Genomic DNA, 25,339 nt, shown 5'->3' on the forward strand with positions numbered 1-25,339 from the left:
GCAGGATGGCTGTAATTTTGACGCTTATTAATTTTGGATGTAATTTTGACCCCTGTTGGTCCTGAAGGACATGCCGACTGTCTTATGCTGCGATGGATGACTGTGCCATATAACCCCTGCTACGCCTGCCTTGCTGCAATACGCCGTTACTGCCGGCTTTTTGCCTGCCTATGCCTACGTCTCCTCCTTTTAGTGCGGGCCTACGCCCAAAGCAATATGCCGGTCGAATACCTCGGTATTGAACAGGGACTTTCCAATAATGCGGTAACGGCCATTTACCAGGACCACTACGGCCAGATGTGGTTTGGAACCTACGATGGCCTCAACAGGTATGATGGATACCAGTTCAAAGTATACCGCAATAAGCCCGATGATACTACTTCGCTCATCAACAATCGCATTGTAGCCATTTGCGAAGACCAGCAGGATAACCTCTGGATCGGTACGAAGCAGGGCGTGAGTGTCTACAGCAACAAAACACTGTCTTTTGCCCCGCTCACTTACCTGCCTTATCAGCAGGCTGTTCCCGAACGCCTCAACCTCGCCATTAATGATATCAAAACCGATGAGCAGGGTAATATCCTGATCGCATCGGGCGGCCGGGGATTGATGGTTTGTCGTAAAGAGCAGCGACAGGCCCGGCAGATACCCTACCGCGAGGGTGCCGATGTATTACTCCGGTATCATGCGCAGGCGATCAGGGTCGACCAGCAGCAACGCATCTGGCTGTTTGTCCAGGGCAAGGGTCTTTGCCTGTATGATGAGCAGGCGGGTGTGGTAAAGCCGGTGAGCAAGGTAGCGCATACAGGCTTCTGCCTCGAAACCGATAATAAGGGCACTTTCTGGATAGGGTCGGAAAACGGGTTGGTATCCTGGCATATGCCCACAGGTAGGGTAAAGGCCTATGATGAGCAGCCGGGCATGCTCACCAGCAATAGGGTGGTGGCCCTTTGCCTGGATAAAAGCAACCGCTTATGGATCGCTACGGATGGGGGAGGTATCAATATGCTCGATGTCGCAACCGGTAGTATTAGCTACCTCTTGCCTGGCCAGCAAAAAAATCGTTGACCAGCACTTCTGTATATGCTGTGTACGAAGACCGGGAAGGCCGCAAATGGATCGGCACCCTGCGGGGAGGTATCAATATCATTGATCCGCAAAAGAACCGTTTTACCACCCTGGCGCATGATCCATTGAACCGCAATAGCCTGGCCGATAATTTTGTATTGTCCTTTGCGAAGACGAGGTTGGCAATTGCTGGGTAGGCACGGATGGCAGCGGCGTCAGCTATTGGGACCGGCGGCAACATACCTGGACGCATTATAAGCATGAGCCCGGTAATGGACAATCGCTGAGTAATAATTTTGTGACGAGTATTGTGCGGGATCACCAGAACAATGTTTGGATGGCTACCTATGGCGGAGGAATCAACCGTTTCAATAAGCATACCCGCTCTTTTGAACATTATAATTGCACTTATCCGGGATATAGCTATGGCGACCGGAATGTATGGAAGCTGTTGGAGGACAGTCAGCACAACCTCTGGGCAGGCGCTATTGCCTCCGGCAGGTTGTTCCGGTATGATCGTACTACCAACCAGTTTGAATCGTTTGACGAAAAGCTGGTGGATGTGATCACATTGGCCGAAGACCGGAAAGGGCAATTATGGGCTGGAACGTTCAACAGCCTGATAAAGGTGGATGTACAACACCGGCAGCATCGTTTTTTTCCCATGCGCAATGCGGTACGCAGCATTTATGAGGACAAGGCCGGCAATTGCTGGTGGGTACAGAAGGCGATGGCCTGTTATTGTTCGACCGGGAAAAAGGGACTTTCAAAGCATACACTGAATCGAAGGGCCTTTCCAGCAATTCCGTGCTTAATACGCTCGAAGACAATGCTGGCAATCTTTGGATCAGCACGTTCAACGGTATTTCAAAGTTCACACCTGCTTCAGGTACTTTCCGGAATTTCTTTGTGTCGGATGGCTTGCAGAGCAATCAATTTAATTACAATGCAGCCCTTCGCCTGAGCAGTAGCGAATTTGTTTTCGGCGGCATCAAAGGGTTCAATATTTTTTATCCGGATAGTATTGGCAATAATAACCACATCCCCAATCTGTTGCTGACAGGGCTGAAGATCGATAATGTGGCGGTTGAGCAGGACAATACGCATTTGCGTGGGCAAACACTGGAAGGCATCGGCCAACTGACATTGCCTTATAATAAGGCGGTATTATCAGTCGATTTTTCAGCGCTCGAATATTCGGCCCCGGATAAGATCGCCTACGCTTATTATATGGAAGGATGGGATAAGGACTGGAACTATGTCGGTAAGTTAAGAACTGCCACCTATTCCCGCCTCAAGGAAGGCCATTATACCTTGCGCATTAAGTCTACCAATGCCGAAGGGGTATGGGAAGGCCCTGAGCGTATTATCAACATTACGGTATTGCCGCCCTGGTACCGCAGCTGGTGGGCTTATTTGATCTATGCCTTATTGATCGCTGCCGCCATTCGTTATTATCTACTGTATAAGAACAGGCAGGCCAGGTTGCAATATGAAGTGCAATTGGCCCGCATCAATGCCGACAAGGAAAAAGAGCTGAATGAAAAAAGCTATCCTTCTTTACCAATATTTCCCACGAGTTCCGGTCACCGCTCACCCTCATCATCAATCCCATCAGGGAGTTATTATACAGTAAAGAACAATTGGTCGATACCGGCGAATTGAATGTTGTATACCGTAATGCCCGCCGCCTGCTGAGCCTGGTGGATCAGTTATTACTTTTCCGCAAAGCCGACAGTGAGGCGGATCAATTGCGGGTGGCCCGGCTGAATTTTTCGGACCTCTGTAAGGAAATATACCTCTGTTTTGTGCAGCAGGCCCGTAGTAAAAGATACAATATGAGTTTCAGTGTGATAACCCTCACCTCGAATTGTATGCGGATCGCGAAAAGATAGAGATTGCCTTGTTCAACCTCCTGTCCAATGCCCTGAAGTTTACGCCCGGGCAGGGAAGGTATTGTTTGCAGTAACAGAAACGGCTGGGCATGTCGAAGTGGTCATTGCCGATACGGGCCCAGGTATTCCCTCCGGCACTGGCAACAGGCTTTTGAACGTTTTTACCAGGTGCAGGACAGGGATCATGTCCAGAAAACGGGTTTCGGTATCGGCCTCTACCTCGTAAAGCATTTTGTGGCAAGCCATGATGGGCAGATTGATTACACCAGCAGGCCCGGAGAAGGTACGCGCTTTGTAGTGGCCTTAAAAAAGGGCCATCAACATTTTCCTGCCAGTAAAATACAGGAAGAACCAGTATCCGGCAGTTCGGGCTTATTGGAAGAATTGATCATGGACCCTGTGGAAGGGCAGGATGACAATTCGGTAACGGAGCAGGAAGAAGACCCCGGTTTGTTGGTTACCGACCTGCCCATTATGCTGGTGGTGGATGATAACCATCAGATCCGTCAATACATCTCCCGGATCTTCCGGAAAAGCTTTCGCATTTACGAGGCCGAAAATGGAGAAGAAGGACTTGTTCTCGCCCGCCGGCACCAACCGGATATCATCATCAGCGATGTGGTCATGCAGGGGCTCACAGGTATTGAACTGTGCAGCAGTATCAGGGAAGACCCTGCGCTCAGCCATATTCCCCTCATCCTGCTTACAGCCAGTTCCTCGTCGGATATCAAACTGAAAGGGGTGGAGTGTGGGGCCGATGATTATATCACCAAGCCATTTGAAAAAGAATTGCTGATAGCGCGGGTAAACAGTATCCGCAAAAGCCGGAACCATCTGCAGAAATATTTTTACAATGAGATCACCCTCCAGCAGAATACCCTCAATATTGCCGAGGAATACCGGGAGTTCCTGGAAAAATGTATTGCCATTGTTGAAAAGCATCTCGATGATGATTCCTTCAGTATCAAGACCCTGGCCGTTGAAATTGGGATGAGCCATTCCAACCTCTATAAAAGGTAAAGTCCATTTCCGGCCAATCGGTCAATGGTTTTATCCGGTTCATCCGCCTGCGCAAGGCCGCCGCCTTGTTCATTAATACCACCTGCAATGTCAATGAAGCTGCTTTCCAGGTGGGAATGACCGATGTAAAGTATTTCCGCGAACAGTTCAATAAGCTCTTCGGCATGAACCCCTCCGAGTACATTAAGAAGTACCGCAAGCCTTTTCAGAAGAACTTCCAGGTGAATAAATAGGCGACATTACGAGATCCTACCCCCAATTTGGCGATTTACCCCCTCTTTTATCATCCCCCCAAATCCTACTTTAGCAATTGTATCTCTGACACTTATATAACATGGAGATACCAATTGCTGTCTTTATGAAAAAGTCCCCGTTTTATTGCTCCTGATCATAGCGGGCTGTTCGTCAATGGCGAATGGCCGGGTGAAGGTTTTGATGATTTCTCCCTTTTTTAATCCTCCCTATGGGGACACTTCCGTGGTTTGGGAAACGGTGCTGGATAGTACTTCTTTTTCCGATTATACCCGTTTTGAACAGCATTGGAATTATTTATACCCCTGGGGAAAAGACCATAATGGATCGGCCAGGATGTATGCCAGCCCCACCAACCACCGGCAGGTAGCCCTGAAAAACAAAACACTTCGTATCCGCGCCAGCTATATTACCCACGATGAAGGTAAAAGCAGGCATGAGCCTTACCAGGCTATTAAGTACCATTCCGGCGCCATTCATGCCAGGCACCAGGTTACTGTATCCAACGAATATCCCCGCTATGAGGTAAGCGGTTATTTCAAAGCCCCCGTCGCCAGGGGACCTGGCCAGCATTCTGGCTCACTGCCGTGAAAGGATGGCCTCCGGAATCCGATATCCTTGAGTTCAAGGGCGATAGCATTAACTGGTTCAACACTTTTATCATTCCACAGGAAGCCAATACCACCAAAGTGGCTGTTCCGGATGCTGCTACTACCTGGCACCATTATAAAGCCATATTGAGAAAAGTAAACGCTACGGATATCGACATCTATTATTATTTCGACGATCAGCTCACAGGAGTACACCGCTGCAATTTTATGAACAAGCCCTTATGGATCATCATCAACCTGCAGATGGAAGGCTCCAGTGGTATGCCTGGGCCACAGGCCGAAACAAATTATTATGTAAAGAAGATATTGGTGCGCAGAAGTAAGCATTGACAACTGTTTGCTGTAATACAAAGGCCCTGCCCGATCCGGGAGACCAGGGCCGCCCCAAAACAAACGAAAGAAAAGTTAACTGCCGTATGGAACATCAAACTACACGATTGCTGCGTGGCATCAGGCCGGCACTGCCCGTTTACCTCCTGTTATACCGCTATTATTTGTACAAAGAACCGGCCGGTTCCCTCCTCCAACGTATACCCGGTTCCGATTATCTCTTCTAAAGTAACTCTTATGCAAACCTATTTATACAAAACCTGCTGCCTGTTGATGGCTGGCGCCTTGTGTGCCGGGCCGTTGGTAGGCAGCCCCTGAACAATTTCAACCACATCAATGCCTGGCAGGTGCCGCAGGAAGCGCCGCTATACACAGGCAAAGTGAGCGATAAGCAACACAAAGGCCTGGCGGGTGTTACGGTCAAAGTGACCGCCTCCGGCCTCAATACCTCTACCGATAGCGAGGGCCGCTTTTCCATCCGCGCCAATGAAGGTGATGAACTGGTCCTCTCTGCACCGGGTTTTTATCCCCAATCCTTCACCCTTACGGAAGCAAAGACACTCGTTTTTACCCTCGAGGAAGAACCGGTGATCGTAGTCAGTAATAAAAAACAGGTAGACCTTATTTATACCAGGGCACCCCAAAACCTCACGGCTGCTGCTACTGGGGTATTGTACAATGAAACGATCGTGAAAATGCCCGTTACCAGTTTGCGCAATACCCTCACCGGCCGGCTGGCAGGTGTGTACACTTACCAGACCTCAGGCGCGCCCGGCAATGACGGCGTATTCCTGAGCCTGCGGGGCATCAGCCCGATCGTGATGATCGATGGCATCCCCGCAACCTCACCATTTTCGACCTCGAAGAGATCGAGTCGGTTACGGTACTAAAGGATGCCGTATCGACGGCCATGCTCGGGGTAAGGGTTCCGCCGGTGTATTGTCGGTTATCACCCGCAAAGGGCAGGCCGGCAAACAACAGCTTTCCTTTACGGCACAAACGGGTGTACAACGTTCATTGAAGTTTGTAAAACCCCTCAATGCCTATGATTATTCCCGGCTGTACAACGAGGCCCTCACCAATGATGGCCTTCCACCGGCTTATACCGATGCCGACCTGCAGGCCTATAAAGATCATTCCGATCCCTATGGTCACCCCGATGTTGACTGGCGAAATGAATTGTTCCGCAACAGCTCCCGTTTCGACCGCTACACCCTGAGTTTTGGCGGAGGCAGCCAGACTGCCCATTATTTTGTTTCGCTCGAACACATCAACCAAAGCGGTTTCCTGCGTACCAGCTCCGCTAACAAGTACAATACCAACAACGATTTTAAGAGTTATGTCATCCGCTCCAATGTCGATATCAACCTCGATAAGCGCCTTACAGTAGGCCTCAACCTGCTGGGGCGTATCCTGAATGGTTATCAACCCGGAGCCGGTACCCTGTCTCTTATCAACGGCATTATGAATACACCCAATAATGCTACCCCGGTTTTCAATCCCGATGGTTCACTGGGCGGTACCACGGTTTACCAGTCCAACCTGTATGGTCTGTCAATGCGTTCGGGCTACCAGTTGAATTATAAACGCGATGCACTGGCCGACCTCTATCTAAGGCGTTCCCTCGATGATATCACCAAAGGATTATGGGTAAGAGGTGTCCTGTCATTCAATGCTACGCTTTCGCAGAATAGTGATCGCAGTAAATCCTTTGCTACGTATAAATGGAATGGAGCCAATTCTTATACCAGGTTTCGCAGCGATGGCACCCAGGCCAACAATACCTATATAGAATACCAGGGCCGGCAAAGCTATGTAGAGTTTGCCCTTGGGTACGAGCGCAATTTTGGCAACCATGGCATCAATGCCATCGTACTTGCCAATAAGGATAATGTGGTCGATGGCTCCAACCTGCCGCTTACTTACCAGGGAGTTTCCGGGCGCGTAGCTTACGACTGGAAAAAGAAGTACGTCGCCGAAGTAACAGTAGGATACAATGGTTCCAACCGGTACCCCGAAGGCACCCGCCTCCGCGCATTTCCCGCTGTGGGCCTGGCCTGGAATGTACAGGAAGAAGAGTTCCTGAAGCCATTGAGCTGGATCAACCAACTCAAATTATATGGCTCCTTCGGCCGCACAGGATGGGACAAAGCCGGTTATTTTGTTTACCGCCAGTACTACTTCGATGGCCCCGGTTATACCTATGGCACTTCAGCTTCGGGTACCACCACCATACGCGAGCAGGTACTGTCTAATCCCAACCTCGATTATGAAAAAGCCAATAAGTTCAATGCAGGGGTAGAAGGCAGCTTCCTCGACAACCGCCTTAGCTTCAAAGCGGAATATTTTTCTACCAAACTGTATGACCTGCTCATGCAGCGTGGTAAGAACTCCACCATCATTGGCAATACCTATCCCGATGAGAATATTGGTCAATACCGCCTGTCAGGTGTGGAATTCACTGCAGGCTGGCAGGCCACGGCCGGCAAGCTGCAATATTTTGTGCAGGCCAATGCCAGCACCCTCAAAACAAAAGTGCTTTTCCAGGATGAGGTCAATCAACCGTATGAATGGATGAAACGTACCGGCCAGCAAATAGTCGCCCTGTTTGGCTACACCGCTACCGGCCTGTTTCAAACACCGGATGAGATCAACAAAAGCGCTACCATCGATGGGTATGCACCACAGCCCGGTGATATACGTTATAAAGACCTCAACGGCGATGGTATTATCAACCAGTTTGATGAATCGCCCATTGCCGGTAATAAACCGACCTTCTATTATGGTGTGACAGCCGGCGCTTCCTGGAATGGATTCGATATAAGCGCCCTGCTACAGGGCGTGGCCAACCGGGATATTGTGCTTTCCGGCAACAGCGAATGGGAATTCCAGTTCAATGGTTTTGGTCAGGCATTCCAACACCACCTCGACCGGTGGACTCCCGAAAATGCTGCCACGGCCACCTATCCCCGGTTAACCGCCGGTACGAATGTCAACAATCATATAATTTCTTCCTACTGGGTACACAATGGCAGTTATGCACGCCTCAAGTTTGTAGAACTGGGTTATGCCCTGCCGCAAAGCCTCATCAAAAAAGTGAAGCTTTCTACGGTACGGGTATTTGTCAATGCCACCAACCTGTTTACCATCGCCGCTTTCGACCGGGTGGATCCGGAAGTGTTTGGCACTGCCTATCCCAATCAACGGATGATCAATACCGGTATCACTATCAAATTTTAAGTGCAAAAAATATTCATTATGGCAATCTCTCCATCAAAATATACTGTGCTTTCCTTGCTGCTGGCAGTGCTCTTGTGCACGGAGGCCTGCAGGAAGTATGAGACAGAACCACTCTATACCATCCAGGACGAGCTGGTATGGGATGAGCTCGATTCACTCGGTACGCTGGCAGGCTGGTTCCTTGCCGATATTTATACCTATCTGCCCAATGGATTTAACCGTGTCGCGGGCGATTTCCTCGATGCAGCGACCGATGACGCCCTGCCTTCGCTGAACAACCAGCCGGTACAATATTTTACCAATGGCCGCATCAATGTGCTCAACAATCCCGATCCCTATTGGGGCAGTGCTTATTATGGTATCAGGGCGGCTAATGTCTTTCTGAAGAATATTGATAAGGTGCCCAATAATGTGCTGCGCACCTTTGGCAAGGCAGAAGCCCGCTTTCTGAGGGCCATGAGCTACTTTGAGCTGGTAAAGCGTTATGGTGGCGTGCCCCTGATCGGTGATACGGTATTTACCCTCCAGGACAACCTCCAGGTTCCGCGCAACAATTTTGAGCAGTGTGTTAATTATATAGTGAACGAATGTGATGCTATTAAAGACCAGTTACGCAAGGAAACCATTGCCGATGGCGATTGGGGCAAAGCCCAGCGCGGCGCCGCCCTCGCGCTGAAAAGCAGGGTGCTCCTGTATGCCGCCAGCCCACTCATGAATGGTGGTGGCGTGGAATCCAATCCCGCTTTAAGATCCCTCACAGGTTATCCCTCCTACGATGCCAGCCGCTGGCAAAAAGCGCTGGACGCAGCCGATTCGGTCATCGCGCTCAAATATTATGCGCTGCAAGCCAGCTTCAACAATGTATTTACCGTCAAGCGCAATACGGAGGTGATCTTTGCCAAACAGCGAGGCAATACTTTCGATATTGAAACCAATAATGCACCCGTGGGTTATGGCGATCCTGCCATCAGTTACGGACTTACCAGCCCCACGCAAAACCTCGTGGACGCCTTCCCCATGACCAACGGCCAGGCCATTACCAGCCCCACTTCGGGCTACAACCCGCAGGCGCCGTATACCAACCGCGATCCAAGACTGGCGCTCACTGTTTTCTGCAATGGCGCAACATGGCTGAAACGGTCCGTGGAAACTTTTACCGGTGGTAAGGACAAGCCGGGTGGTACTACGGTGCAAACACGTACCGGTTATTACCTGCGCAAGTTCATGGCCGATATGTCCAACAATACCACCTACACCAACCAGAGCCACAATTTTATTTACTTCCGCTACGCCGAGATACTCCTCAATAAAGCAGAAGCGCTCAATGAGCTGGGCCGCACCACAGAAGTATACGATCAGCTGGTGTTGTTGAGAAAGCGGGCCGGTATTACTGCCGGAAGCAATAATCTCTACGGACTCACCCCGGGCCTCGATCAAACACAGATGCGGTCAGTCATCCGGAATGAGCGCCGTATTGAGCTGGCTTTCGAAGAACACCGCTTCTGGGATATACGCCGCTGGAAAATTGCGCCGGATGTATTGACCGGACAGGTAAAAGGTATGCGCATTACCAAAGATGCCGGCACCAGTGCTCTCACCTTCCAGGTTGTGGATGCTGCACCGGTTACCTTCAATGCCGCCAAACTGTACCACCTGCCCATTCCCTACAGTGAGATCGTGAAGAACCAGGCGCTTGTTCAAAATGAAGGATGGTAATCGAGGCGCAATCCTTTTACACACATGAATTAATAAAATTGTTATGAGATACTACTTATATATCATTTGGCTGCTGATCCTTACCAGCGCAGGCTCGGCAAGGGCGCAGCAAAAAGTCATCACCGGTACGGTAAAAGATGCGGATGGCCCGCTGGCCGGCGTATCGGTAATGGAGAAAGGGTGCCCAATAATGGTACGACATCCAACGAACAGGGTCAGTTTACCATCACCCTCCGCGGCACCGGCACGGTGCTCGTGATACAATCCATCGGCTTCCTCACGAAAGAAATAAACGTGGCCGGCAAAACCACCGTCACAGTAGAGCTGGAAAAGAAAGGCAATGAGATGGAAGAAGTGGTGGTAGCATACAGTAAGCAGAAGAAAGTAACCCTTACAGGCGCCGTGAGCTCGGTAACCGGGCAGGACATACGACAAAACCCTTCAGCCAGTTTGCAGAATTCCTTATCGGGCCGCCTGCCGGGATTTTTCTCCCAGCAACGCTCGGGCCAGCCGGGCCTTGATGGCGCTGCCTTCAATATCCGCGGTGTAAGCACCCTCGCCGGCGGCAATACCAATCCCCTCATCCTCGTAGATGATATTGAGTTTACCTACGATCAGTTCTCCCGCCTCGACCCCAATGAAATTGAGAATGTCACCATCCTCAAAGATGCTTCCACGACCGCTGTATATGGTATCAAAGGCGCCAACGGGGTGTTGCTGGTATCTACCCGCCGTGGCCGTATTGGCAGGCCCCAGATCGCCCTGCGCTCAGAGGTCAGCGCCCAGCAGCCAACCCGTTTTCCCAAATACCTCGATGCCTATGAAACGGCGAAGCTCTACAACCAGGCAAGGATCAACGATGGAGGGACGGCCTATTTTACCGATGATGATCTGCAGAAGTATAAAGATGGCTCCGACCCCTATGGCCATCCGAACAATAACTGGAAGGAGGTCCTGTTCAGCGATTACAGCGCCCAATGGCGCAACAACCTCGATATCAGCGGTGGTACCGAACGGGTAAAGTATTTCGTATCGGTAGGCTACCTCTGGCAGAACGGGATGCTGAAGAACCTCGGGAAAGACAATGATGTCAACAGCGGTTTTTATTACAAGCGATATAATTACCGCTCAATCTCGATGTGAAAGTGACCGGCACGACCGATCTGCGCCTCGATCTCTATGGCAATGTAGGCGAGCGCAACAGTCCCTATTTCCGCAGCGCCAATGGTATCAATGATGTGTTTTGGGAATACGGCAGCTTCCTCACCCTGTCGCCCTACGCGTATCCCATCTACAACCCCAATGGTTCGTATGGATATAGTACCAAACAACCCGACCGCTACAATATCGGTAATATCGTGGCCCGGCTGTCGCAGGGGGTATGAGCGCAATTTTGAGAACAATATGAACCTCAATGCCACGCTCAACCAAAAGCTCGATTTCATTACCCCGGGCCTTTCGGTGCGCGGTACAGTGGCCTATGCCAGCACCTATTCCTACAACCGGGATATGAACCGGCAGACCAACGACTACCCCCAGTTCATTTACAATCCGGATACCAAGGTATATACCCCCAAAGATGCCAACCTCTACAGGGTGCGCCGCTTCTTCCTTGTATACAATGCGGGCAATACCGGCCGGACAGTGAACCTGCAGGGCATTCTTAGTTACAACCGCACTTTCGGCGATCACCATGTATATGGCCTCGCCCTCGTCAACCAGAATACGGTGATCAAATATGAAGACAATGGACTTACCAATTATATCCCTTCCAATTTCCGTGGTTATTCAGGCCGTATCGGGTACGATTTCAGGCAGAAATACCTCGTCGAGTTCAATGCGGGTTACAATGGTTCGGAACGTTTCATTGGCTCCAAACGCTTTGGGCTGTTCCCGGCGGTTTCTGCGGGCTGGAATATTTCCGAGGAAGGGTTCTTCCGCAACAATATCAAGTTCATCGACCGCTTCAAGATCCGCGGCTCCTACGGCCTCGTAGGCTCCGACCAGCTGCCCAATGGGATGAAGTATTCCTATGAGCAGTACTACAATTCCGGCGGAGGTACTTCCTTCGGTACTGCCGACAACGGGCAAACGATCATCACCGAGGGCACCCTCGCCAATCCGGTCGTGACCTGGGAAAAAGAAAAGAAGCTGGACATTGGGGTCGATCTTACCCTCTTCAACAGCAAGCTTACCCTTACAGCCGATTATTTTGATCACAACCGCTATGACATCCTGACCACCCGTGGTACAGTATCGGCCATCTTCGGACAGACACTGCCGCCCGTCAACCTCGGTAAGGTCAACAACCATGGTTTTGAAATAGACATGACCTGGAAGGACAATGTTGGCAAAGACTTCAATTACTGGGTACGCGCCAATTATTCCTTAGCCCGCAATAAGATCATCTTTTTCGATGAGCCCAAGGCTGCCTATCCCTGGATGCAAGCAACCGGCAATAGTGTAGGCATGATCATGGTGTACCGCTGGATCGGTTTTTATGAAAGCGAAGAGGACATCGACAAGAGCGCCAAATTCGGCAGCCGGCCCAAGGTGGGCGACCTGAAGTATGCCGACCTCAATGGCGATGGCATTCTCGATGGATACGACCAGGAATATGCTGGGTTCCCCAACCTGCCCAATACCAATGTGGGCTTTAGCTTCGGGGCAAGCTATAAGAACTTTAGCTTCAGCGTGCTTTTCCAGGGTGCATTCAATTTCAACGTAAGAGGTGTGGCCGAAGCCATCCAGGCATTTGGCTCCAATATGCAGCCCCTGCACCAGGAGTACTGGACACCCGAGCGGGGTAATGCAGCCAGGTATCCCCGGCTTTCCCTGCAGGCGGGCACCAATGAACCAAGGGCCTATCCCTCTACCTTCTGGTTTATCAAAGGCGACTATATCAGGATGCGCAATGCGGAAATTGGCTATGCCTTACCGGCGAAATGGACCAAAAGGTGGGCATCTCCAACAGCCGTGTATACATCAATGGCTATAACCTTTTCTCCTGGTCCAAAATACAGGATCGCTACCAGTTCGACCCCGAGATCAATTCCGGCAATGACAGGAGCAACTATCCGCCGCAACGCATCATCAACTTCGGCATTACGGCCACCTTTTAACGACAAATCAAACGATCATGAAACATATTCTTATCATACTCACTTCCCTGCTGTTGCTGGCTGCCTGTAAAAGGCCGGCGACTTCCTGGATTCACAAACCACCGGCATTGGTGAAAAGGATGTATTCACCGATAGTGCCCGTACCATGCAGTTCCTGAATGCCGTTTATACCGATGTGGCTTTCAGCTATCGCAAGGATCGCTGGGATAACCACGGCAGCCTCGACCCCGCCACCGATGACGCCGAATACACTTACAGCGGAGCCACCCAGAAAGCGGTAATACTATATGCAGGTACGCTGAGCCCCGTCAATTTTCCGTTCACCGATTTCTGGAATACCCCTTACACCAATATCAGGCGGGTAAACCTCTTCCTGTCCAAACTGCCATCAACGCCCCTGTCGGCCGGAATGCAAAGCCGTACGGCCCTCGAAGCCCGCTTCCTGCGCGTGTGGTATTATTTTCACCTTGTAAGGGCCTTTGGCGGCGTACCCCTCATCGGCGATAAGGTGTTTGGGATAAATGATATCATCAATATCCCGCGCAATAGTTACGAAGAGTGCGTGGAGTACATGGTATCCGAGCTCGACAATATTGCAACGGCAATACCCGTCGGCTATGCCGAGCAGGATTATGGCCGGGCTACACGGGGCGCCTGCCTGGCCCTCAAATCGAGGATCCTCGTATATGCTGCCAGCCCCCTGTTCAATGGCGGCGCTATCGATAAGGCACAAGGCGATCTGAGAAAAATAGTGAGCTATCCCGCTTATGATGTGGCCCGCTGGCAAAGAGCTGCCGATGCGGCCGATGCGGTGATCAAATCTGGCTATTATTCATTATTTGTCGACAATACCACCGAGCCGGGTTATGGATTTTATAATGTATTCCTCAAACGAGTCAACAGCGAATTCATCTTTGCCCGCCTGCGGCCGGCCAACAAGGATTTTGAGAACTTCTACAATCCACCTACCCGTGGCGGCGCCAGTTACCATTGGCCCTCGCACAACCTCGCTGAAGCCTTCCCTATGAAGAATGGTAAATCCATTACCGATCCCACTTCGGGTTACAGTGCAGCCAATCCCTACGTCAACCGCGATCCGCGCTTTGGGTATACCATCACCTACAATGGCGCACTTTATTACCGGGCCAGCGCCAATGCCAAACAGCCGGTATATACTTATGTGAATGCGGCGCAGGATGGTTATGGAATCCGTACCACCACCGGTTATTATGTGGCCAAGATGTGCGATGCCAATACCAGTGCAGGCGGCGGCGCCAATACCGAACGGGGATGGGCCCTCATCCGCTATGCGGAAATATTGCTGAATTATGCCGAAGCGGTCAACGAAACGGGTCATCCCGAACTGGCCTATCCCAAACTCATCGAACTGCGGCAGCGTGCAGGCATCGATCCCGGAGTGGACAACAGTTACGGTCTGGCGCCCAATATGACGGTCGTACAAATGCGGACACTCCTGCAAAATGAACGGCGTATCGAGCTGGCATTTGAAGAGCACCGCTTCTGGGATATGCGGCGTTGGAAGATCGGCGTGGCCGTGGGCAATGGCTACAACAAGTGTATGAAGATCACCAGCAGTGGCAGTACCTATACCTACGAAGTGGTCAACTCCATCCGCCTGCACAATTTCCGGGAAGAGATGTACCTCTTCCCCATCATGCAATCGGAGATATCCAAGATGCCGGCCATGGTACAAAACCCGGGCTGGTGAGTGTCCTGCGACTCATAAAGTGCTGAAAGGAAATGCCATCCCGGAAAGGGATGGCATTTTTACGATTATCCCCTTCAATGAATGAATTACCCCCTCTTTTCTCCCCATCCATCCTTACTTTAGCGGGGCAAAGGCGAATGGCCTGCCAATGAAACGGATTAAATAATTTATTGATGAGGTACTTTCCGGGAAGGGGTGGATCTTATTACTGACGATGCTGCAGGTAGCGACAATACAGGGTCAAACATCGAGGCCCGCACTTACCAGCACTATCGTGGCCGATGGCTGGGCCAATAATTCGGTGAATGTAGTGGTGTTCCGTAAAAACTCGCTGGTCACCCACAATAACTGGCAATACACTGCTTTTTACGACCAGGATCGTTACGTGGTGTTGGGAAAGCGTAAACAGGGCAGCTCTCAATGGACGCTCAGTAAGACAGCTTACCAAGGCAATGCCGCCGATGCCCACAATACCATCAGTCTGATGATCGATGGCGATGGTTACCTGCACCTGGCCTGGGATCACCACAATCATCCACTCCGGTATTGTCGCAGCATAACACCAGGTTCGCTTGAACTAACTGCCAAAATGCCGATGACAGGTGAAGCAGAAGAAAAGGTTGCTTACACGGAGTTTTATAAATTGCCCGATGGCGACCTTCTTTTCCTATACCGCAACGGGCAATCGGGACAGGGTAATCTCGTCATCAACCGGTATGACCGTCGTACCCGTCAATGGACTTCCTTGCACAACAACCTCATTGATGGCGAAGGACAGCGCAATGCCTACTGGCAGGCCTGTGTTGATACCAAAGGTGTTATTCATCTTTCGTGGGTATGGCGCGAAAGCCCGGATGTGGCCAGCAACCATGACCTTGCCTATGCCCGCTCCACGGATGGAGGGATCACCTGGGAAAAATTATCCGGTGAAAATACCGGTTGCCCATTACAGCCGCCACTGCAGAATATGCCTGCCGCATTCCTCAAAAGAGTGAGCTGATCAACCAAACATCCATCTATGCAGATGAGAACAGCAGGCCCTATATAGCCACCTATTGGCGGGAGGAAGGCTCCACCATACCACAATACCACCTGGTATATGCTGATGGCAAACAATGGCAGGTGCAGGACCTGGGCTTCCGAAAAACTCCTTTCAGCCTCAGCGGAGGAGGTACCAAACGTATTCCCATTGCCCGGCCGCAGGTCATCGTAGGCTATTCTGGTAAGCGCATATCTGTCACCCTGGTTTTCCGAGATGCCGAGCGCCAGAATAAGATTTCCATCGCTACGAAAAAGACCTTGCCCGCGGCGCCTGGCAGATCAGTGATCTCACAGAGGATGCCGTAGGCGCCTGGGAGCCTACTTATGATACGGAATGGTGGAAGCAAAAAAGTATTACAGCTGTTTGTACAGCGGGTGGAGCAGGTGGACGGCGAAGGTAAAGCCAATATCCCCCGCAACCGGTTTATGTATTAGAATGGAAACCCTGACTTACCCTACAAAAATCCGACACAATAGATGAAACATTTGTTATTGGTGGCCTGTCTGGCAGCAGACAGCATGGCGGCCATAGCCCAGCGCAACGATTGGGAAAACCCGGAGTTGATAGACCTGAATAAGGAAAAGGCCCATGCTACTTTTATGTTGTTTGATGCGCCCGCTGCTGTAAAGGCAGATGATTACAGCCGTTCGCCCTGGTACCAGTCGCTCAACGGCAACTGGAAGTTTGTATATACCGACAGGTATGCCAACCGTATCCAGGATTTTTATGATCCCGCCCTCAACGATGCCAGGTGGCAAACGATCTCCGTGCCCTCCAACTGGGAGGTGAAAGGTTTTGGCATTCCCATCTATACCAATATTGTCTATCCCCATCCGCGCAACCCGCCCTTCATCGGTGCCGATAACCCCGTAGGTACTTACCGGAAAACATTTACTGTACCTGCGGGCTGGGATGGCCGGGAGGTATTACTGCATTTTGGTTCCATAGCTGGTTATGCCGTGGTATACGTCAACGGACAAAAAGCCGGTATGAGCAAAGCGGCTAAATCGCCTGCTGAGTTCAACATCACTTCCTTGTTGAAAAAGGGCGTCAATATCCTCGCCGTACAGGTATTTCGCTGGCATGATGGAAGCTACCTGGAAGACCAGGACTTCTGGCGCCTGAGCGGTATTGAAAGGGATGTATTCCTATATGCCCTGCCCAAACTCACGGTCTGGGACTTTTTTGTGAAAGGCGATTTGGACAGCAAATACGCCCATGGTTTGTTCTCCGCAGCCGTATCGATGCGCCCTTTCCAGGGCAATACTACCAGGACGGCTACACTAACCATCGAGCTGCACGACAAATTGGGCAAGCGGGTGTTCAGGCAACAGCAAAAATAAACAACGCATCCGATTCCATACAAACCTTCACATTTACCGGCTCTGTAAAGAATCCTGCGAAATGGAGTGCTGAATCACCTTACCTCTATGATTGCATCATTACCCTAAATGACGATAAAGGTAATCCACTAAGTATTACCGGTACCAAAACGGGTTTCCGCAAGGTGGAGATCAAAAATGCTCAACTGCATATCAATGGCATGCCCATACTGGTAAAAGGGGTGAACCGCCATGAGCACGATGATGAAGAAGGACATGTACCGAGGCGTGAGATCATGCTGAAGGATATTCGCCTCATGAAGCAATTCAATATCAATGCCGTGCGCACCAGCCATTACCCCAACGATCCATTATGGTATAAGCTCTGCGACGAATATGGCTTGTACCTCGTTGATGAAGCCAATATTGAAACCCATGGCATGGGCGCCGAATGGCAGGCCTGGTTTGATAAGTCAAAACACCCGGCCTATCTGCCGCAATGGGCGCCTGCGCATATGGATCGAATCCGTCGTCTTGTGGAGCGCGATAAGAACCACCCCTCGGTCATTATCTGGTCATTGGGCAATGAATGTGGCAATGGCCCCGTATTCCATGATGCTTACAACTGGATAAAGCAAAGAGATGCTTCTCGCCCGGTGCAGTTTGAACAGGCAGGAGAAGACTGGAATACCGATATCGTATGCCCCATGTATCCCGGCATCAACTCCATGAAAAAGTATGCAGCTGATACCGCTAAGAAAAGGCCCTATATCATGTGTGAATATGCCCATGCCATGGGCAACAGCAATGGCAATTTTCAGGAGTATTAGGACATCATCCGCAGCAGTACCCACATGCAGGGCGGTTTTATCTGGGACTGGGTGGACCAAGGCCTCAAAACAACCGATCATAATGGTCAATCCTATTGGGCTTATGGCGGGGACCTGGGTGGCTTTTACCTGCAAAACGATGAGAATGGTGTTGCCGATGGCGTGCTGAGCTCTGACCGTACCCCCAATCCCGAATTGTATGAAGTAAAGAAGGTATACCAGGATATCGCCTTTCTGCCACAGGACCTGTGCAAAGGCATTATCACTGTACACAACCAGTTCAATTTTACCAATCTCGATCGATACCGCTTCCAATGGCAGTTGTTCAGGAATGGAGAAAAAGTACAGCAAGATCAGTTTAGCATTAGCCTGGCCCCCATCAGCAAAAAGAAGTAAGACTAGGCTTGCCGGTCATGCCCGCAGGAGACAGTGGTGAATATTTACTCAATGTATATGCCATGGTACCACAGGCTACTGAGTTGTTTCCGGCGGGGCATGAAATAGCGCGTGAGCAGTTTCACCTGGGGCAAGCGAATTATTTTACCCGTACGGCCGATGCCGGCGGCACACTCTCCATTACTAAAGAGCCTGGTAAACTCAGCTTTCAATCCGGTGTGGTGAAAGGGGAGATCGACCTGCGCAATGGTAATATCAATCGCTATACGATCAACGATCAATGGGTGATCGGTCAATTCCCGGAGCCCTATTTCTGGCGTGCACCCACCGATAATGATTTTGGTAATGGTATGCCCGCCCGCCTGGGTATCTGGCGCAATGCGCATGTGAACAGGGTGGTGAAAAATGTACAGGTAGGCGAGCAGTCGGCCACTGGATTGCCTGTCACTGTTTCGCTGGTATTGACAGGTATAGATGTACCGTATACCATTGACTATTTTATTCAGAACGATGGGGCCATCAGAGTAACAGCTGCGATTGACATGACCGGCAGGGACTTGCCCGAACTGCCCCGGTTTGGTATGCGGATGATACTGCCGGCCCGGTATGGCAACCTCCGCTATTATGGCCGGGGGCCCTGGGAAAATTACGGTGACCGCAACACGGCTGCCTTCATTGGACTTTATGCCGGCGAGGTGAAAGACCAAAGTACCCGCAGTTATATCCGTCCACAGGAAAATGGGTACAAGACGGATGTACGGTGGCTGTCTCTTACCAATGCCGAAGGAAATGGTGTGCAGATCGAAGGCCTTCAACCCCTTTGTTTCAGTGCCCTCGATCAGCGTACGGAGGACATCGATCCCGGCTTTACCAAAAAACAACAGCATCCTATTGATATCAGGCCACGCAATGAAGTAAACCTGCATATTGATCTCAGGCAAAGAGGTGTAGGGGGTGATGACAGCTGGGGCGCATTGCCCCACCAGGCCTATCGCCTGCTGGATAAAAAATATACCTACGCCTATATCATCAGGCTGGTGGATAAGAAGTAATTTACATTTGACCACTATAAAACAGCCAACAACAAATATGAACCGTAGTATCACCTGGTTAAGCTATTTATCCATTACCCTGGCCTTTACGGGCCTTGCCTGTAGTCCGGCCCGGAAAGTCACCATTACTCCCGATAAAGGCTTGGTACAATCCTTCGATAAAGGTTTTGTGGAGGCCGGCGCCCAGTATAAAATATTGGCGAAAGACCTGCCTGCTGATAAGTTCCCCAAAACCTATTTTCCCACTACGGGCAAACATGAATACAGTGGCTCCGGTTGGTGGTGCAGCGGTTTTTACCCCGGGACCCTGTTGTATCTCTATGAGCAAACAAAAGATGCCACGTTGTACAATGAAGCCATGCGCATATTGGAACCGCTTAAGAAAGAACAATACAATAAAAGCACGCACGATCTGGGCTTTATGATGTTTTGCAGCTTTGGCAATGCAGAACGTATACAGTCTAAACCTGAGTATAAAGATATCCTTGTCAATAGCGCCAAATCACTCATCACCCGCTTCGACCCTAAGGTAGGCTGTATTAAGTCCTGGGATTCCAAAAGCCTGAGTTCCTGGTGATCATTGACAATATGATGAACCTGGAATTGTTATTTTGGGCTACCCAGGCTACCGGCGATTCTACCTATTATAAAATAGCCGTTACCCATGCCGAAACCACCATTAAGAACCATTTCCGTCCTGATTACAGTTCTTACCATGTGATCAACTACAATCCTGAAACCGGAGCGGTACAACAAAAACGTACTGCACAGGGGGCTGCCGATGAGTCGGCATGGGCACGTGGTCAAGCGTGGGGCCTCTATGGATTCACGGTAATGTATCGTGCTACCAAAGACAAGAAATATCTTGACCAGGCCAATCATATTGCCCGGTTCATCTTATCGCATCCTAACCTGCCTGCGGATAAGGTACCCTATTGGGATTTCAATGCTGCTGGTATTCCCAATGTCCTGCGTGATGCTTCGGCTGCTTCCATTATGGCTGCTGCACTGCTGGAATTGCAATCCTATGTGGATGCTGCCCGGGCAAAGGAATATTTCCAGGCGGCAGAAACCATGTTGCGTACCCTTTCTTCGCCTGCCTACAAAGCAGCGCCGGGCACCAACGGTGGTTTTATTCTTGAACATGGGGTAGGGCACCTGCCTGCGAAATCAGAAGTTGATGTGCCACTTACTTATGGTGATTATTATTACGTAGAGGCCATGAAACGGTATAAAGAGTTGAGTAAATAAGGGTATTCCTAAATACTGCCAAACACTATGAAACGCGCCTTACTTTTTATAGGGTTCCTCGTTGTTGGTACCCTATCTTTTGCCCAAACAGTTGTGAGGGGGATCATGAATCAGTCGAAGCCTTTATTAAACGCACTATGCCCGGCACGACAGAATTGGTTCATCCCATTATTGAAACCAATGTATGGGATTCAGCAGCTAAAGCAATCGTATCTTGATGCCCGTAACAAAGCTGTCAGAAAAATATTCCTGCAGTAGGTGTAGGATTGTTAGCGTCATCGTTGCCCACCTGTCAGGAAAAGCAGGTGGGCTTTTTTGTGCGGCCGTGTGAAGAAATCTCCATTGATCAAACTGACTTCCGCAATCCTTCGTATATTGTTGCCTCACAAAAGAACGAAATGAAAAGAGTTACCCTTGCCATCTGTTACCTGGTGTGCGTCTTTGCCACACAGGCTCAAACCGTCAAGAAATCAATTGCCCTCATCAATGATAGAAAAATGTGGCTGGCCCATCTCGATAAACTGGCCCGGCCTGTATTGTCGAACCTGGCGGCAGGCACTTTAAGGCAAAACATGCCGGTGATCCTGTCTCCCAAAGTTGACAATGCCGGCAACCGTGCTCAGGTGGCCTACCTCGAAGCATTTGGCAGGGTATTAACGGGCATTGCTCCCTGGCTTAATGGCGAAGGTGGTACGGCAGAAGAAGTAGCCTTGCGCAATCAATACCGCGAATGGACCCTCAAAGCGATCGCCCATGCAGTAGATACCGCAGATAAAGATTATATGCGCTTTACAGGCGGCCAGCCCCTGGTAGATGCCTCCTTCATGGCCCTTGGTTTGGTACGTTGCCCCTGGTTATGGGAACACCTGGATGCCAAAGTAAAGGACCAGGTAGTAGCTGCTTTTAAAGCCACCCGTACCATTACGCCCGGTTATAACAACTGGATATTGTTTTCGGGCATGATCGAAGCTTTCTTTTGTAAATATGGATTGGCGTACGATGCTATGCGCATTGACTATGGTATCCGTGAATTTGCCAATAACTGGTATATGGGCGATGGCATTTATGGCGATGGCCCCCAATTTCATTGGGATTATTACAACAGTTATGTGATACAACCTTACATAGGCAATATTCTCGATGTATTACGCAAACGCAATCCCCGGGCTTATGATTGGTATGCACCTAAATTTGAACAGATCAGTAAACGCTATGCCGTGGTGCAGGAACGTCTTATCAATACCGATGGTTCTTTTCCTGTAACCGGCCGTTCTATTTGTTACCGTGGCGGCGCTTTCCACCACCTGGCGGATATGAGCTGGCGTAAACAATTGCCGCAGGAATTAAAACCAGCGCAGGTAAGGGGCGCCTTAACGGCTGTGATCAATAAAACCTTTGAGCCGCCCACCACCTTTACCAAGGAAGGCTGGCTGAATCTTGGGCTGTATGGCAGCCAACCCGGACTGGCGGAAGGATATATCAATACGGGCAGCGTGTATTTGTGTACAGTCATCTTTTTACCCCTCGGACTTCCCGATACTGATGAATTTTGGGCTGGGCCTGCTGAAGCCTGGACGGCCGTAAAAGTGTGGAGCGGACAGGATCTGCCCGCCGACCATGCCCTGGAAATAAAGCCATAAGTAGCCTCTGGCTCAATAGTTAAAGTTTGCCCCTATCAGGCGGTGAATAAAACCTACGATGCTTTTCAGGTGTTTTATTACAGATGAATTATATTCATGTATATTATTATGCATTATTATTCATCTTAAAACACACACAGTATGAAATCATTGCAAATTATCCGAAGCCTGGCATTGCTGGGAATGATCAGCATTCTTGCTGTCACTACAGGATGGGCCCAAAATGACAAGGCGGCTAAGAGAGCGGCCAAAGCGGCCGAAGTGCAGGCTATGATCGATGCCCAGCGATATATATTTAAACCCCAAAGCGCCAATCCTATGCGGGGGCGTACGGTACAGTTAACGACTGAATACAGTGTGAAGGTGAGCAAGGATACCATTGTATCTGACCTGCCTTATTTTGGGCGCGCCTTTACCGCACCTATTGACCCTACCCGGGGAGGTATTCAGTTCAATTCAACCAAGTTTGATTATAAGGTAGAAACGATTAAGAAAGGCTGGCAGGTAACCATCAAACCAACGGATGTGAGTGATGTACAACAGTTCTTCCTTACAATCTTCAACAATGGCTCTGCTACTTTACAAGTTACCAGCAATAACCGTACACCGATCTCCTTTAATGGATATGTGATGGAGCGGAAGTAGCATACAGAGCTACTTCAGCTTCTGCTTCTTCACTCCTTCAAATGTGATCTTCACTGGTAGTATCAGCCCGTCTTTGTCAAAGATCATTTTGTCAATACAGGTTACCCGGTGGTTGGGGTCTGTTTCTCCCAATGGCCGGCGATGATATATGATATACCATTCGTTGCTGCCTGCCACCGGTATCACCGAATGGTGCCCGGCGCCCGTGGCCACTGTTGAATCCTGCTGCAATACTGTACCAATCCTTTCAAAAGGTCCAAACGGGGAGTCGGACATGGCATAAGCTACCTTGTAATGCGGGCCACCCCAGCCACCTTCGGACCACATGAAATAGTATTTATGATCACGGATAAACATGATGGGCCCTTCCACATAACCTTTGGGTGTGATCTCTTTAAACGTGGTGCCATCGGCTAATGGAATAAAGCCGGTGAAATCATCCTTCAGCTTTACGATATTGCAATGCCGCCAGCCTCCATAGATCATATAATATTGACCACCCTTGTCTTTGAATACATACTGGTCAATGGGCTGAGCGCCGTTGTGGAATTTGTCCAGCAGCGGTTTTCCCAGCAGGTCTTTAAAAGGTCCTTGTGGCGCATCAGCCACTGCTACTCCTATACCACCTGCTTCATTGTTGTTTTGGATATCATTGGCTGCAAAGAACAGGTAATAGCGCTTATTCTTTTCTACGATGGCGGGCGCCCACATGGCTTTTTAGCCCATTTCACTGAAGCTGTATCAATGATCCGATCATGCTTTTGCCAATTGATCAGGTCAGGAGAGGAAAAAGCATCCATGAACACTTGCTTTTCATACTTATCCGAATAAGTAGGAAATACCCAGTATTCTTTGTTGATGACCGTAGCTTCCGGGTCGGCATACCAACCTGGAAAGACCGGATTGCCCGAAGTTTTTTTTGATTGTGCGCCGGCCACCAGGCCTGCACCTAATAATCCGGCCAATAACCAATATCTCATGTGGGTAAAGTTGATAAGCCTGCAATATAAGGCCCCTGTAAGAAGAAAAGCTTCATTGGGTGGTTAAGAGCTCTTTAAAATTTATAGACAAATCCTACCCCCAGCAACTCCTTGATCTGGGCCGTGGCGCCGCCTGCTGTACCATTAGCCTTTACGGTCTTTACATCATTGTCATAGATCAAATCAACGGAAAGATTCATATTGATCAGTTTGGTTACCTTAACCATTACTATATTGGTCCAGAATACATCCACATTTAAGGGATCATGCCGGTAATTGGAAAACAGTTCCAGCCTGGTTTTGTAGGAAGTAGTAGGAGTGAGTTTTTATCCCAATTGATGGATGCATAGGCGCCCACCTCCATTTTTACATTCTTGCCACTGTCTACCCCAAAAGCGCCTACTGATGCCAAAGAATCATTTTGGACAATGACCCACCTGGCTGTAATGGGCGATAGGAACAACGAAAACTCAGGCACTGGCTTGTAGTCCATACCAAGCGACAGTACCACATAGGCCGGCGACATGAAATTGGACGTTAATACTTTGGTGGAATCAGTAGGATAAGCATACCCTTTGGCAAACTGACTCCTGAAATTCAACAGGCTACTCAGGTACCATTTCTTATCCAGCTCATAACCGTACTTGGAAACGAAATCGATCCGGTCGTCTGATTTACGCTGTCCCAGGCTGGTCGTATTTACCATACCATAAGCCAGGTCCAAACTATTATCCCAGGAATGACGGCCATGTTTGTAGTGTGCAAATAAATTCAGCAAAGATGTCAGTGACAAAGAGAATTTGTCACCCCTGCTGCCCAGTTGCTGAGGGCTCCCTGGTTTACATTGAGGTTGAAAGTGCCACCTGTTTTCCACTTCCGCTTACTTGTATCAGCAGCATTTTTACTAATGGTACGGCTGGATTCACTCTTTAAACCCTGAATCGTTTTGTCTTGTCCGGATACTTGCAGGCTGCAGATGACCAGCAGCAGGAATACATATTTCATAGCGTTTGTTTTGAAAAAAGCACCCTCCCGCAAAAAAGTTGCCAAATACGGTTGAGTGGAAATATCCGCCGTTGATCACTCACGACCCGCCCTTTCATCGAAACCGGTTTAGTAATAATTTCTTAATTATACCCTCCTTCAATCCTTTTCCCGTAGTAGTAACTTGCGCCGAACGCTTAACTTCCCTCCATGA

The 25,339-nt window shown here is 49.8% G+C and carries 26 protein-coding genes and 3 pseudogenes; 24 read left to right on the forward strand and 5 right to left on the reverse strand.

The features are described from left to right. The first annotated feature begins 192 nt into the window (after positions 1-192). The 24 genes and pseudogenes from RS881_RS11510 to RS881_RS11630 all read left to right on the forward strand — a co-directional run bounded on the left by RS881_RS11510 (position 193) and on the right by RS881_RS11630 (position 23,161). On the forward strand, positions 193-1,068 hold the full coding sequence (locus RS881_RS11510; protein ID WP_315821204.1) for a ligand-binding sensor domain-containing protein: 876 nt from the start codon (positions 193-195) through the stop codon (positions 1,066-1,068). Continuing rightward, positions 1,065-1,265, forward strand: coding sequence for a two-component regulator propeller domain-containing protein (locus tag RS881_RS11515; RefSeq protein ID WP_315821205.1), 201 nt, complete (start codon positions 1,065-1,067; stop codon positions 1,263-1,265). The genes RS881_RS11510 and RS881_RS11515 overlap by 4 nt, the downstream gene beginning before the upstream one ends. 113 nt (positions 1,266-1,378) lie before the next feature. Continuing rightward, positions 1,379-1,660: pseudogene (locus RS881_RS59310) on the forward strand (hypothetical protein); the annotation flags it as partial. 317 nt (positions 1,661-1,977) lie between these two features. Then, on the forward strand, positions 1,978-2,733 hold the full coding sequence (locus RS881_RS11525; protein ID WP_315821207.1) for a triple tyrosine motif-containing protein: 756 nt from the start codon (positions 1,978-1,980) through the stop codon (positions 2,731-2,733). Then, a complete protein-coding gene (locus RS881_RS11530; RefSeq protein ID WP_315824438.1) occupies positions 2,673-2,963 on the forward strand; it encodes a hypothetical protein in 291 nt (96 codons plus the stop codon). Before RS881_RS11525 ends, RS881_RS11530 begins: the two co-directional genes overlap by 61 nt. A gap of 168 nt (positions 2,964-3,131) precedes the next feature. Continuing rightward, positions 3,132-3,983 carry a response regulator gene (locus RS881_RS11535; RefSeq protein ID WP_315821208.1) on the forward strand — a complete coding sequence of 284 codons (852 nt, stop codon included), beginning with the start codon at positions 3,132-3,134 and terminating at the stop codon, positions 3,981-3,983. Positions 3,984-4,030: 47 nt separating this feature from the next. Further along, on the forward strand, positions 4,031-4,216 hold the full coding sequence (locus RS881_RS11540; protein WP_315824439.1) for a helix-turn-helix domain-containing protein: 186 nt from the start codon (positions 4,031-4,033) through the stop codon (positions 4,214-4,216). Between the two features lie 145 nt (positions 4,217-4,361). Further along, complete coding sequence (locus RS881_RS11545) at positions 4,362-4,826, forward strand: hypothetical protein (RefSeq protein ID WP_315821209.1); 465 nt, start codon at positions 4,362-4,364, stop codon at positions 4,824-4,826. Continuing rightward, on the forward strand, positions 4,823-5,176 hold the full coding sequence (locus RS881_RS11550) for a LamG domain-containing protein (RefSeq protein ID WP_315821210.1): 354 nt from the start codon (positions 4,823-4,825) through the stop codon (positions 5,174-5,176). Before RS881_RS11545 ends, RS881_RS11550 begins: the two co-directional genes overlap by 4 nt. Positions 5,177-5,262: 86 nt before the next feature. Next, complete coding sequence (locus RS881_RS11555) at positions 5,263-5,403, forward strand: hypothetical protein (protein ID WP_315821211.1); 141 nt, start codon at positions 5,263-5,265, stop codon at positions 5,401-5,403. Between the two features lie 60 nt (positions 5,404-5,463). Beyond that, on the forward strand, positions 5,464-6,066 hold the full coding sequence (locus RS881_RS11560; protein ID WP_315821212.1) for a carboxypeptidase-like regulatory domain-containing protein: 603 nt from the start codon (positions 5,464-5,466) through the stop codon (positions 6,064-6,066). 49 nt (positions 6,067-6,115) lie between these two features. Further along, a complete protein-coding gene (locus RS881_RS11565) occupies positions 6,116-8,416 on the forward strand; it encodes a SusC/RagA family TonB-linked outer membrane protein (protein ID WP_315821213.1) in 2,301 nt (766 codons plus the stop codon). Between the two features lie 18 nt (positions 8,417-8,434). Then, positions 8,435-10,132, forward strand: a complete 1,698-nt coding sequence (locus tag RS881_RS11570) for a RagB/SusD family nutrient uptake outer membrane protein (RefSeq protein WP_315821214.1) — start codon at positions 8,435-8,437, stop codon at positions 10,130-10,132. Between the two features lie 66 nt (positions 10,133-10,198). Further along, the gene (locus tag RS881_RS11575) at positions 10,199-11,275 is read left to right on the forward strand and encodes a TonB-dependent receptor plug domain-containing protein (protein ID WP_315821215.1); all 1,077 of its coding nucleotides are present in this window, start codon (positions 10,199-10,201) and stop codon (positions 11,273-11,275) included. Further along, positions 11,272-11,517, forward strand: a complete 246-nt coding sequence (locus RS881_RS11580) for a hypothetical protein (RefSeq protein WP_315821216.1) — start codon at positions 11,272-11,274, stop codon at positions 11,515-11,517. Before RS881_RS11575 ends, RS881_RS11580 begins: the two co-directional genes overlap by 4 nt. 19 nt (positions 11,518-11,536) lie before the next feature. After that, positions 11,537-13,324: a SusC/RagA family TonB-linked outer membrane protein gene (locus RS881_RS11585; protein WP_315821217.1), complete on the forward strand. Its 1,788-nt coding sequence runs from the start codon at positions 11,537-11,539 to the stop codon at positions 13,322-13,324. A gap of 75 nt (positions 13,325-13,399) precedes the next feature. After that, positions 13,400-14,983 carry a RagB/SusD family nutrient uptake outer membrane protein gene (locus tag RS881_RS11590; RefSeq protein ID WP_484557622.1) on the forward strand — a complete coding sequence of 528 codons (1,584 nt, stop codon included), beginning with the start codon at positions 13,400-13,402 and terminating at the stop codon, positions 14,981-14,983. A gap of 214 nt (positions 14,984-15,197) precedes the next feature. Further along, positions 15,198-16,330 (forward strand): annotated as a pseudogene (locus tag RS881_RS11595) (BNR-4 repeat-containing protein). A 171-nt stretch (positions 16,331-16,501) separates the two neighbouring features. Beyond that, positions 16,502-17,368 carry a sugar-binding domain-containing protein gene (locus RS881_RS11600; RefSeq protein WP_315821218.1) on the forward strand — a complete coding sequence of 289 codons (867 nt, stop codon included), beginning with the start codon at positions 16,502-16,504 and terminating at the stop codon, positions 17,366-17,368. Between the two features lie 31 nt (positions 17,369-17,399). Next, a pseudogene (locus tag RS881_RS59320) lies at positions 17,400-19,625 on the forward strand (beta-galactosidase small subunit). A 37-nt stretch (positions 19,626-19,662) separates the two neighbouring features. Then, positions 19,663-20,202, forward strand: a complete 540-nt coding sequence (locus tag RS881_RS11615; RefSeq protein WP_315821219.1) for a hypothetical protein — start codon at positions 19,663-19,665, stop codon at positions 20,200-20,202. Continuing rightward, complete coding sequence (locus RS881_RS11620) at positions 20,199-20,876, forward strand: YyaL domain-containing protein (RefSeq protein ID WP_315821220.1); 678 nt, start codon at positions 20,199-20,201, stop codon at positions 20,874-20,876. The genes RS881_RS11615 and RS881_RS11620 overlap by 4 nt, the downstream gene beginning before the upstream one ends. A 398-nt stretch (positions 20,877-21,274) precedes the next feature. Continuing rightward, positions 21,275-22,516 (forward strand): DUF2264 domain-containing protein, encoded by a 1,242-nt coding sequence (locus tag RS881_RS11625; RefSeq protein ID WP_315821221.1) that lies wholly within the window; start codon positions 21,275-21,277, stop codon positions 22,514-22,516. Positions 22,517-22,657: 141 nt separating this feature from the next. Next, positions 22,658-23,161 carry a DUF4251 domain-containing protein gene (locus RS881_RS11630; protein WP_315821222.1) on the forward strand — a complete coding sequence of 168 codons (504 nt, stop codon included), beginning with the start codon at positions 22,658-22,660 and terminating at the stop codon, positions 23,159-23,161. A 9-nt stretch (positions 23,162-23,170) separates the two neighbouring features. Here the strand turns inward: RS881_RS11630 and RS881_RS11635 are convergent, their stop codons facing one another. From RS881_RS11635 to RS881_RS11655, 5 genes are all read right to left on the reverse strand, one after another. Beyond that, on the reverse strand, positions 23,171-23,872 hold the full coding sequence (locus RS881_RS11635; RefSeq protein ID WP_315821223.1) for a glycoside hydrolase family 43 protein: 702 nt from the start codon (positions 23,870-23,872) through the stop codon (positions 23,171-23,173). Then, positions 23,851-24,141 (reverse strand): glycoside hydrolase family protein, encoded by a 291-nt coding sequence (locus tag RS881_RS11640; protein WP_315821224.1) that lies wholly within the window; start codon positions 24,139-24,141, stop codon positions 23,851-23,853. The genes RS881_RS11635 and RS881_RS11640 overlap by 22 nt, the downstream gene beginning before the upstream one ends. 74 nt (positions 24,142-24,215) lie before the next feature. Beyond that, positions 24,216-24,395: a hypothetical protein gene (locus RS881_RS11645; RefSeq protein WP_315821225.1), complete on the reverse strand. Its 180-nt coding sequence runs from the start codon at positions 24,393-24,395 to the stop codon at positions 24,216-24,218. A 2-nt stretch (positions 24,396-24,397) separates the two neighbouring features. Further along, positions 24,398-24,919 carry a DUF3078 domain-containing protein gene (locus RS881_RS11650; protein WP_315821226.1) on the reverse strand — a complete coding sequence of 174 codons (522 nt, stop codon included), beginning with the start codon at positions 24,917-24,919 and terminating at the stop codon, positions 24,398-24,400. Positions 24,920-24,924: 5 nt separating this feature from the next. After that, a complete protein-coding gene (locus RS881_RS11655; protein WP_315821227.1) occupies positions 24,925-25,146 on the reverse strand; it encodes a hypothetical protein in 222 nt (73 codons plus the stop codon). Between the last annotated feature and the right edge of the window lie 193 nt (positions 25,147-25,339).

Origin of the sequence: Paraflavitalea speifideaquila (assembly GCF_032395985.1) — a bacterium.
In the GTDB taxonomy this organism is placed as follows: domain Bacteria; phylum Bacteroidota; class Bacteroidia; order Chitinophagales; family Chitinophagaceae; genus Paraflavitalea; species Paraflavitalea speifideaquila.

Coding starts and splice junctions, on each gene's coding strand:
- RS881_RS11625 (WP_315821221.1), top strand. CDS start 21,275: ATGAAAAGAGTTACCCTTGCCATCTGTTACCTGGTGTGCGTCTTTGCC.
- RS881_RS11635 (WP_315821223.1), bottom strand. CDS start 23,872: ATGTGGGCGCCCGCCATCGTAGAAAAGAATAAGCGCTATTACCTGTTC.
- RS881_RS11655 (WP_315821227.1), bottom strand. CDS start 25,146: ATGAAATATGTATTCCTGCTGCTGGTCATCTGCAGCCTGCAAGTATCC.
- RS881_RS11585 (WP_315821217.1), top strand. CDS start 11,537: ATGAACCTCAATGCCACGCTCAACCAAAAGCTCGATTTCATTACCCCG.
- RS881_RS11590 (WP_484557622.1), top strand. CDS start 13,400: ATGCAGTTCCTGAATGCCGTTTATACCGATGTGGCTTTCAGCTATCGC.
- RS881_RS11570 (WP_315821214.1), top strand. CDS start 8,435: ATGGCAATCTCTCCATCAAAATATACTGTGCTTTCCTTGCTGCTGGCA.
- RS881_RS11600 (WP_315821218.1), top strand. CDS start 16,502: ATGAAACATTTGTTATTGGTGGCCTGTCTGGCAGCAGACAGCATGGCG.
- RS881_RS11630 (WP_315821222.1), top strand. CDS start 22,658: ATGAAATCATTGCAAATTATCCGAAGCCTGGCATTGCTGGGAATGATC.
- RS881_RS11555 (WP_315821211.1), top strand. CDS start 5,263: ATGGAACATCAAACTACACGATTGCTGCGTGGCATCAGGCCGGCACTG.
- RS881_RS11640 (WP_315821224.1), bottom strand. CDS start 24,141: ATGAGATATTGGTTATTGGCCGGATTATTAGGTGCAGGCCTGGTGGCC.
- RS881_RS11615 (WP_315821219.1), top strand. CDS start 19,663: ATGAACCGTAGTATCACCTGGTTAAGCTATTTATCCATTACCCTGGCC.